Annotated in this window: 9 protein-coding genes; 6 read left to right on the forward strand and 3 right to left on the reverse strand. The window is 37.5% G+C overall.

The genetic code is table 11. The features are described from left to right. Window positions 1-81 precede the first annotated feature (81 nt). The 3 genes from Q0410_RS08390 to Q0410_RS08400 are packed head-to-tail and all read right to left on the reverse strand — an operon-like array spanning window position 82 to window position 2,488. The gene (locus Q0410_RS08390; protein ID WP_299035629.1) at window positions 82-528 is read right to left on the reverse strand and encodes a DUF340 domain-containing protein; all 447 of its coding nucleotides are present in this window, start codon (window positions 526-528) and stop codon (window positions 82-84) included. Window positions 529-530: 2 nt separating this feature from the next. Continuing rightward, window positions 531-1,298, reverse strand: a complete 768-nt coding sequence (locus Q0410_RS08395) for a DUF3100 domain-containing protein (protein WP_299035632.1) — start codon at window positions 1,296-1,298, stop codon at window positions 531-533. Further along, complete coding sequence (locus Q0410_RS08400; RefSeq protein ID WP_299035635.1) at window positions 1,295-2,488, reverse strand: M20 family metallopeptidase; 1,194 nt, start codon at window positions 2,486-2,488, stop codon at window positions 1,295-1,297. Before Q0410_RS08400 ends, Q0410_RS08395 begins: the two co-directional genes overlap by 4 nt. A 257-nt stretch (window positions 2,489-2,745) precedes the next feature. Between Q0410_RS08400 and Q0410_RS08405 the strand changes: the two genes are divergently transcribed. The 6 genes from Q0410_RS08405 (at window position 2,746) to Q0410_RS08430 (ending at window position 9,986) form a co-directional block, all read left to right on the forward strand. Then, the gene (locus tag Q0410_RS08405) at window positions 2,746-4,266 is read left to right on the forward strand and encodes an ABC transporter substrate-binding protein (protein WP_299035638.1); all 1,521 of its coding nucleotides are present in this window, start codon (window positions 2,746-2,748) and stop codon (window positions 4,264-4,266) included. A gap of 1 nt (window position 4,267) precedes the next feature. Next, window positions 4,268-5,215 (forward strand): ABC transporter permease, encoded by a 948-nt coding sequence (locus Q0410_RS08410; RefSeq protein WP_299035641.1) that lies wholly within the window; start codon window positions 4,268-4,270, stop codon window positions 5,213-5,215. Further along, the gene (locus Q0410_RS08415) at window positions 5,212-6,030 is read left to right on the forward strand and encodes an ABC transporter permease (protein WP_299035644.1); all 819 of its coding nucleotides are present in this window, start codon (window positions 5,212-5,214) and stop codon (window positions 6,028-6,030) included. The genes Q0410_RS08410 and Q0410_RS08415 overlap by 4 nt, the downstream gene beginning before the upstream one ends. After that, window positions 6,027-7,001 carry an ABC transporter ATP-binding protein gene (locus Q0410_RS08420; RefSeq protein ID WP_299035647.1) on the forward strand — a complete coding sequence of 325 codons (975 nt, stop codon included), beginning with the start codon at window positions 6,027-6,029 and terminating at the stop codon, window positions 6,999-7,001. Before Q0410_RS08415 ends, Q0410_RS08420 begins: the two co-directional genes overlap by 4 nt. Next, window positions 6,994-7,770, forward strand: a complete 777-nt coding sequence (locus Q0410_RS08425; protein ID WP_299035650.1) for an ABC transporter ATP-binding protein — start codon at window positions 6,994-6,996, stop codon at window positions 7,768-7,770. Before Q0410_RS08420 ends, Q0410_RS08425 begins: the two co-directional genes overlap by 8 nt. A 149-nt stretch (window positions 7,771-7,919) precedes the next feature. Then, on the forward strand, window positions 7,920-9,986 hold the full coding sequence (locus tag Q0410_RS08430; protein WP_299035653.1) for a glutamine synthetase III: 2,067 nt from the start codon (window positions 7,920-7,922) through the stop codon (window positions 9,984-9,986). Window positions 9,987-10,128: the final 142 nt, after the last annotated feature.

Below are 10,128 nucleotides of genomic sequence, written 5' to 3' on the forward strand. Positions count from 1 at the left end.
AGCCCGCCGGCTCATTGAGACCCCATAATGATAATGGGACGATTTATTCATTCTGCAACATCCCTTTTCTTATGGTTTTTTTTAGATTTGTCCAATCATTTTTAGGATGATTTGGGCTATGATAGATGAACCAATATAGGTACCTAGGATAACAAATATTGAAAGAATAATTATCTTAGGACCAGTTTTCTTTAAGTTATCTAAATTTTCTCCTGTATAGATACCTGCATAGGCTAAAATTGGTGTACATAGGGTTGTAAAATCAACATTTCCTGTGTGGTAGCTAATAAAATCTGATAGAGGAAAAGCTGGGATAGTAACTATGGTTGCAAGGGTTACTATGTAGGCAACAGCTGGGATTTTACCAGGCATTATATCAGCAATTCCTATACCTGCTAAGGAAATAGCTGCAAGTATTAATACTCCAGGGATACCTTGAAGAGGGCTGATACCAGGTCCTACCCAGTTGGCTATGACAGATATAGCTGCTGTTATTAAAAGGATAAAAAACTTTTCTTTAAATTTCATAATTATTTTCCTTTCTTCTTAAATTTTGCATATAATTTTTCTGCTAGTGGGATGGCTAGGAATACTGACATATAAACCCCATCAAGACCTGATAAGAGGTTTGAAGCAGCACCGAAGGCTGTAAGTTTATCTGCCATTTCTGGGAACAGTTCAACTAAAGATCCTACTGAAGCTGTCATCATTGAAGCTGATCCTACACCTGAAGCCATGGCAAGCGCAAGTGGGTGGAGTGGGGTTGATGTTGCAAGGACTGATGCGATTATCCCCATAAAGATAGTACCGAATACTGTACCAACTATATAAACACCAAGAACACCTTCTCCTTCTGGACTGTCAAGGCCATATTTTTCTGCTATTAGAGCTATGTTTGGTTCCCTTGAAATTGAGTGAGCCCCACCTATAACTTCTCTGTCAAGACCTAGTAAAATACCTAGAGGTACACCTAAGAGTACTGTTCCAAGATTACCAAATTCTTGGAGGATTAGGGCTGGGGATGATTTAATTACAGTATCAATTGTTGGGCCTATAGTAGTACCATATTTGGCCATTAAAAGCATTAGGGTGACGGAAATTAGTCTTCCGGCATAGGCCATGTCTTCTTCTTTGGCTATGTTTAAGAATTTAGGTGTGGTCAAAACACCTATTACTAGGGCAAATAGCATAGGAAGGAGGACTATGGTACCAATTCCTATGTCAAAGGTGTGTTTGCCGATTAATTCTGCCACTAGGACTACTGCTAGGGCTATAAAATGCAATTTATATTTTTTCATTTTTTACCTTCTTTCAAATACCTATAGGCTACTTCAGCAAGGATGCCCGAGCCTATATAAAAAGTGCTTTCTTCAACATCAAATTTAGAATTGTGGTGAGGGTAGACATTGCCATCTTCATTTACCTTTAGGTTGTTTAGTGATATGAAGGTGCCCTTCGCTTCATTTAAGAAAAAGGCAAAGTCTTCGCCTCCCATAGATGGGTTTTTAAGTTCGATTACTTTTTCTTCGCCTATAAGCTCTACGGCAATGTCTTTTACATAGTCTGTAAATTCATCGTCATTGATTAGGCTTGGGTAAAATCTCTTATATTCGAGAATGCCCTCGCACCTAAAGGCTTTTGCTGTGTTTTCTACAATTTCACCCATTCTCTTTTCTACAAAATCTCTGGTTTCTTCGTTTAGGTTACGGACAGTACCTTCTTCCCAGACTTCATCAGGAATGATGTTTTGGCAGGTGCCTCCGTGGATTTGACAGATTGATATTAGGGATGACTCAGTTGGGTCAAGCTCTCTAGAGATGATTTTTTGAAGTCCTAGGTTGATCTCGCTAATTGTAGCGATTGGATCAATGAAGGAATCAGGCCTTGCACCGTGGCCGCCATGGCCTTTGACCCTAATTATAAAGGCATCCATAGAAGCCATTATAGGTCCTTTTTTGTAGGCAATAGTTCCTTGAGGAAGATGGCCCAATACACCACCTTGGTGAAGGCCTATTACCCTGTGTACCTTAGGATTTTCCATACAACCTTCATCAATCATTGGCTTGGCCCCACCAGGGATCTCTTCGCCTGGTTGGAAAAAAATCTTGACAAGACCATCAAGCTTGTCTTCATTTTCCTTAAGTAGTCTTGCTGCTCCTAGGGCCATAGCTGTGTGACCATCGTGGCCACAGGCGTGCATACAACCAGGATGGGTCGATTGAAAATCAAGGCCAGTTTCTTCTGTAATTGGTAGGGCGTCCATATCAGCTCTGATTGCTATACATTTGCCATTGTAGGAGCCGATTTCTGCTACGATGGCATTGCCATTTACCAATTTTTTATAGCTTATACCAAGGTTTTTTAGCTCATTTTCGACATAGGCTACAGTCTTTTGTAAATCTAGCTCTAGCTCAGGAATCATGTGGAGATTCCTCCTATCATTTATGATAGTATTCTCAATTTTTTTTGCTTGGTCTAAAAAATTCATAAAACCTCCTTTACTTAATTACAGTATATAATATTTTTGTAAATTGCGCAATAGTTTATTAATATATTAGTACAATAAAATGAGCAAGTATATATAGATATCTGATAATGAAGATTAGGTCGAACTTTAGTTTTTATTAAGTATATTGTGATATAGGATATTAATGCCAGGATTTTAAATTTTTTTTAAAAAACCATTGTGAAAAAAATATCTATCTGTTATAATATTATCAAGAACAATTTTCCTAAGGAGGAGAAATGAAAAAAACTAAGACACTTTTCACTTTACTACTAGCAGGAGCAGTGTTGACTTCTTGTGGTGGCGCTAAAGAAGGAACTGACGGTGGAAAGAATGAAACAAATACAGCAGAAAGACCATTTACAGTCGCTATGGCAACAGAGATTGATTCTCTTGACCCATTTTCTGCTACAGCAGGAGATACTAAGACTGTGATGGATCAAATCTTTGATGGTCTTTTGGATGTGGATGAGGATGGTAACCTTGTGCCAGATCTTGCAGAATCTTATGAGATTTCTGATGACGGACTTACCTACACCTTTAAACTTAAAGAAGGGGTAAAATTCCACGATGGATCTGATTTTTCTGCAGATGATGTTTACTACACCTATGATAAACTAGCTGGCCTATCATCTGGTGAACCAATGTCATCTAAGTTTGCTGCTATAAAGGAAATGGAAGTAGTATCACCTACAGAAATTACCATGACCCTAGATAAGGTAAATAACTCCTTTATCTACCTACAAAACCAACCAATCCTTAAAAAAGATTACGAAGATAACCAAACTAAACCTCTAGGTACAGGCCCGTATAAGTTTGTATCCTATACACCGGGCGAGGGCATGGCCATGGAAAGATTTGATGACTACCATAGAAAAGATCACATAGCTAAGATTAAAAAAGTAAATGTGGTAAGGGTTGCTGACAACCAAGCCCTAGTAATGGCTCTAAATAACAAGGAAGTAGACCTTGCATCAAAGCTTACAGCTGATGAGCTTGATCAAGTAATAGAGTCTACAGATTCTTACTCTCACCCACAAAACCTTGTTCAACTTCTTGGTCTAAACAATGAAGTTAAGCCGTTTGATGATATCAGGGTAAGACAAGCTATAGCCCACGCTATTGATAAAGACGAATTAATCGAGGCTGTTGCAGGGGATAAGGCAACAAAGATTTACTCTTCTTTCTCACCAGCCCTAAAAGATTATTACAATGACCTTGAAGAAATGTATCCAACAGATGTTAAAAAGGCTAAAGAGCTTTTAGCTGAAGCAGGCTATCCAGATGGTATTTCTTTTAAAATGACAGTACCAAGTGACTATAAATTCCACATGGATACAGCAGAATTAATCCAAGCCCAACTTAAAAAAGCAGGTATAAATGCAACTATAGATCCAATTGAATTTTCAACCTGGCTTGATAGGGTTTATAAGGAAAGAGACTATGAAACAACAATAGCAGGATTCATAGGCTACACAGACCCAATCAGAGTGTTAGATAGGTACGTATCAACATCTGACAAGGACTACCTAAACTACGTATCAGAAGACTATGATGCGGCTATAGAAGCTAGCCAACAAACTATGGATAGGGACGAGCTTATAAAAAATATCAAAGATGCCCAAGAAGTAATTACTAAAGATTGTGCGGCGGTATTTTTACAAGATCCTAATGATAATATAGTCCTAAATAACGAATACACTGGCCTCAAGACTTACCCAGTTCAAAAGCTAAACCTTGAAGATATAGCTGGCAAGTAAAATGACCAAGGAGATTATTAAAAAAATAATCTCGCTTATCTTGACCTTGTTTTTTGTCTCACTCTTAATATTTTTTGTTTTCCAGATTATAGGCGGTAACCCCGCTGAAATAATTTTAGGAACAGAGGCGGACCCACAGCAACTCCTAGCTCTTGAAAAAGAGCTAGGGCTAGATAAGCCGATTTTTGAAAGGTATATCAATTGGATAACAGGACTCTTTAGACTTGATATGGGGATGAGTATAAAGTACAGGATCCCAGTTAGGGAGCTTTTTTTAAAGAAACTTCCAGTAACCATGTGGCTTACTTTTTATTCCTTGATTTTATCAATAGTAATAGCTATTCCTTTATCAATACAAATTACAATGAAATCTGACAAGTGGTATGCATCCATAATCACAGCAGTGACTCAACTTGGCATATCTATTCCATCTTTTTGGCTAGCATTTTTATTAATCTATGTTTTTGCAGTAAAATTGGGAGTTTTTTCAACCCTATCCTACAATGTAATGAGTGGGGATTTTTTCCATAAGCTGAAAAACTTCTTCTTACCTTCTCTTGCGATTGCCATTCCAAATATAGCTACCATTATTAGGTATATACAGGCAGCTCTTCTTGATGAAATCAACAAGGACTATGTAAGAACAGCCAGGATGAAGGGGATGGAGCTTAGGGAGATACTTTATAAACACGTTTTAAGAAATGCCCTAATACCTGTTATTACAGTTATAGGGATGTGTCTAACATCAGCTGTTGGTGGATCTCTCATAGTAGAAAATGTATTTTCCCTACCGGGAGTAGGCTCTCTTATAATAGCTTCAATAAGCTCAAGGGACTTCCCACTTATCCAGTCAGTCATACTTGCTGTTGCATTTTTAGTTATCTTTATAAACTTGATTATAGACATACTTTACGGACTAGTTGATCCGAGGATTAGAGGTGGCAGATGATAAGAGAAAATAAAAACTCAATTAGGATAGGAAAGGTAATTATTGTCCTATATTTCGTTGTCCTACTTGTTTCAGTATTTTGGACACCTTATGATCCAAATAAGATAGATACATCAATGAAGCTTTTACCACCAAGTCTTGCCCATCCTTTTGGGACAGATAATATGGGAAGAGATATTCTATCAAGGCTTATGGAAGGGTCGAAATACGCCCTTATCCTTTCTTTTGGAACTGTGTCTCTGGCTCTTTTTCTAGGAGCAATTATAGGGGCAAGTGCAGGATATTTTGGAGGGGTTGTTGATGAGATTTTGATGAGGTTTATCGATTCCCTTATGGCTTTTCCAGGTATACTTTTTGCTATGATGCTTGTCACAGTTTTTGGGGCAGGAATTGTAAATACTATCCTAGCCATAGGAATTATGTCTGTACCTTATTTTGCCAGGGTTGTTAGGAGTGGATTTTTGCAGGTTAAAAATTCACAGTTTGTAAAATCTGCCATAGTTAAGGGAGCAAGTCCTTTATATATAGCAGTAAACCACATCCTTCCTAATATCAAAAACCAACTAATGGTAGCTATTATCCTTTCAGTATCCCAGGCCATCTTATCTGAGGCAGGGCTTTCTTACCTAGGTTTAGGAGTTAGGCCACCAAACCCATCTTGGGGGAGGATGCTTAAGGAAAGTCAGGCATATTTCAACCAAGGGCCTCACTATTTTATATTTACAGGTATATGTCTAAGCCTTGTAGTTTTGGGATTTACCCTCTATGGTGAAAAATACAGGTCAGAAAGACTTAGAGAGAAGGCACAAAAATGAGAAGAATTTTAGAAGTAAAGGATTTGACAGTTGCCTTTAATACTGAAAACGGAGATAAAAATGCAGTCAACCATATATCTTTTGACCTTTATGAAAAGGACTTCGTAGGTCTTGTTGGAGAATCTGGCTGTGGTAAGACCGTTGCTACTCAAACAATTTTGGGAATCCAGTCAAAGGAGGCCCTTATAAAATCAGGTTCTGCCAAACTAAGAGATATCGAAGTTTTAGGCCTAAGTGATAGACAGTGGAAAAAATATAGGGCAAGAAATATAGCCACAGTTTTTCAAGAACCAGGATCTGCACTAAATCCCTTGATGAAAGTAGGGGAGCAGATAGAAGAAGTTTTAAAAATCCACTATGACTTTGATAATGAGAAGCGTGAAAAACTTGTCTATAAGACTATGGAAAATGTTGGCCTAAGGGATGTAGAAAATCTTTACAACAAGTATCCCCACGAACTATCAGGTGGTATGCAACAAAGGATAGTAATATGTATAGCCCTTATTGCAAACCCCAATGTCCTTATAGCAGATGAGCCGACCACAGCCCTTGATGCCAAGGTCCAGTCTCAGATTATAGACCTATTTAGGGACCTAGGTTATATATATAACGGAGCAATTTTATTTATAAGCCATGACCTAAATCTAATCGAAAGGATTTGTAAAAAGGTCATGATCATGTATGCAGGAAGGCTTGTAGAAAAGGGAGATACCAAAGATGTAATAGATAGTCCTCTCCATCCTTATACCAGGGCCCTCTTAAAGGCAGTGCCAAATTATAAGAAAAGGGGAGAGGCCTTATTTAATATCAAAGGCCATGTTCCAGACTTAAAAAATAGGTCTAATGAAGGTTGTCCTTTTGCAGATAGGTGTGATCACACTATGGATATTTGTACCAAGACCTTTCCAGAAAGGTACGAGAAAGATGGCCATAGCGTCCACTGTCACCTATATGGAGGGCAAAATGGATAGTATATTAAAAATAGAAAATATAAGCAAAATCTATAAAGATTCGTCTATTCTCTTTAGGAAAAAAGACAACCTAGCCCTAGATGATGTATCTTTTGATATAAAAAGAGGGGAGATCTTTGGTCTAGTTGGAGAAAGCGGCTCTGGCAAGACCACCCTATCAAATATTATCCTAAGACTAATCAAGGAAACAAGCGGCAAGGTATATTTTGAAAATAAGGATATAACTAATTTTTCCAAGGAAGAGCTACTGGCCTATAGGAAAAAACTCCAGGTAGTATTTCAAAACCCCTACCAGGCCCTAAACCCCAAAAAAACCATAGGTTTTTCTATCAAGGAAATATTAAAAATCCATGATGTTTATACAGAAGAAGAAAGAGACAAAAAGATAAGGGAAATCCTAGAAGAAATCGAGATGGAAGAAGACATCCTAGACTATTATCCGCCCAACCTATCAGGTGGACAAAAGCAAAGGATAGCCATAGCTTGCGCTCTAATAATAGAACCAGAGTTTCTAATAATAGATGAGGGAGTAAGCGCCCTTGACGTATCAATCCAGGCACAAATTCTAAACCTTATAAAGAAACTTCAAAAAAGTCACAACTTCACCTGTCTTTTCATCTCCCACGACCTAAATGTAATAGCCTATCTTTGTGATAGGATAGGAGTCCTCTACAATGGAAGACTTGTAGACCTTTTTGAAACAAAAGACCTAGCAAGTCCAGACAGGGACGAGTATACAAAAGATCTTTTTAAGTCAATAAAAATATAAAATTAGACTAAAACCCATCCTAGCAAGGCAAGATTTGTAGGATGGGTTTTATTTTTTTCGAAATATAAGTATAAATATTCAAATTTATTTTTAAAATTCAGAAGGTATAATAAAAAAGAAAATTTTTACATTAGAAAAAATAAGGAAGTATAATTTTGAAAGAATTTGGAAGTTTAGCTTTTGATAAAAAGACAATGAAGAAAAATGTACCCTACCCAGTCTACCTAAAATGGAAGGAAGCTGCTAGAAACAATGCTACCTTAGATAGAGAGACTGCTGATTCTATAGCCCATGCCATGAAAGCCTGGGCAATTTTAAAAGGAGCAACATCTTACACTCACTGGTTTCAACCCCTAAATGGCAAGACTGCCACCAAAAAAACAGCCTTTTTAAATAGGGATGACAAACACAATCCCATATATAGGTTTTCTGGCAAGGAGCTAATAATTGGAGAACCCGACGCCTCATCCTTCCCATCAGGAGGAATGCGTCAAACCTTTGAAGCCAGGGGCTATACATATTGGGATCTTACAGCCAATTCCTTTATCTTAGATAAGGTCCTCTACATACCGTCAGTTTTTGTATCTTTCCACGGAGAAAAACTTGACAAGAAATTACCCTTAATAGAGTCAATGAACATGGTAAGTAGGGTTGCGGCAAAAATTTGCAATCTATTTTTAAAAGACGAGCCAACTTATAGGGTCAAAGCGAAAGTGGGCCTTGAGCAAGAATTTTACCTTATAGATAAAAAATACTTTGACCAAAGAATAGACCTAGAATATTCTGGCATGACCCTAGTAGGATCTGATCCCATGGTTGAAAAAGAGCTAGTCTCTCACTATTTGGGGGCCATACCCGAAAGAGTGAATGCCTTTTATGAAGATGTGAATAAGACCCTTTATGATTTGGGAATCTATATGGAAGCTGAGCACAATGAAGTGGGACCCAACCAGTTTGAAATCGCTATTATGTTTGAAAATGCCAATATATCTGTGGATAACAACCAACTTTTGATGTATATCCTAGAAAAAACAGCCATAAAACACGACCTTGTTTGCCTACTTAAGGAAAAACCCTTCAAGAATATGGCAGGATCTGGCAAGCACAATAATTATTCTTTGGCAACAAATTATGGAAAAAATTTATTTTCCCCAGGCAAGGATCCCAAAAACAATATAAGCTTCCTCCTATTTTTATCAGCCATGATAAAAGCCTGCAATAAGTACCAAAACCTTATAAGAATAGCTTCCTCATCAGTAACCAATGACTACAGGCTAGGAGGTGATGAGGCGCCACCTGCTATTATTTCTATGTTTATAGGTCAAGATTTAGAAGATACTTTAAAATCGATAGCCGAGGGAGATTTTAAAGAAAATCTAGTTCCGAACATGGTCAAAATCCCCCACCTAGGAGAGATGAAAACAGATACATCAGACAGGAATAGGACCTCGCCGATAGCCTTTACTGGCAATAAATTTGAGTTTAGGATGCTAGGATCATCCCAATCGGCAGCAGACCTTAACACCGTAATAAACCTAGCAATGGCAGTAGTCCTAGAGGAAATTTATGCAAGGATAAGAAACGTTAGCGAAGAAAATTTGAAAGAAGAAGTCAATAGCCTTATCAAGGAAATTTACCTAGCAAATAAAAATATCCTCTTCCAAGGAGATGGCTATTCAAAAGATTGGAAGGATGAAGCTAAAAAAAGAGGCCTTGAAAATTACCCGACCTACCTAGATGCCCTAAGGGCAGCTAAGGAAAATAAGGCCTACCAAGTCTTTGAAAAATACCAAATCTTTAGCGGAAAGGAAATAGAATCTATCATAAATGTTGGCTTTGAAGATGTAAGTAAATTCTTCTCCTCCCAATTAGAAATTCTAAATAACCTAATCCACCAAGAAATCCTCCCATCAGCCATGAGGGAAATTAAGGTAATAAAAGACTACCTAGCCTTTATAGAAAATGATAAATTAAGAGAAAGATCACTGAGGATAAATGAGGGAGTAGGAGAGCTTTTAGTCTATAGTGATAAAATTTCAAATATAATAGAAAAAAGCGAAAAAATAGGAGAGATAGATAAGAAAGCAAGCTTTCTTCAAGAAGAAACAAGTAATCTTGCAAATGAGGTAAGAAAAATCTCAGACGACTTAGAAAAACTAATCTCAAGAGAAAACTACTCCATGCCAAACTATGTGGACATGCTAAAAACCTTGTAGGATATAAAAAGAGACTCAGCTCAGTTTTAGGGTTAAAGTTACCTGAGCGAGTCTTTTTTACTAATTAAAAGGCTTGGTTGAAATTATTAACAGCAGGAAGTTTTCTAATATTTTTATTTAAAGCCCAGTAAATCGCAACTAA

Origin of the sequence: uncultured Anaerococcus sp., from assembly GCF_937934665.1 — a bacterium.
Lineage (GTDB): Bacteria > Bacillota > Clostridia > Tissierellales > Peptoniphilaceae > Anaerococcus.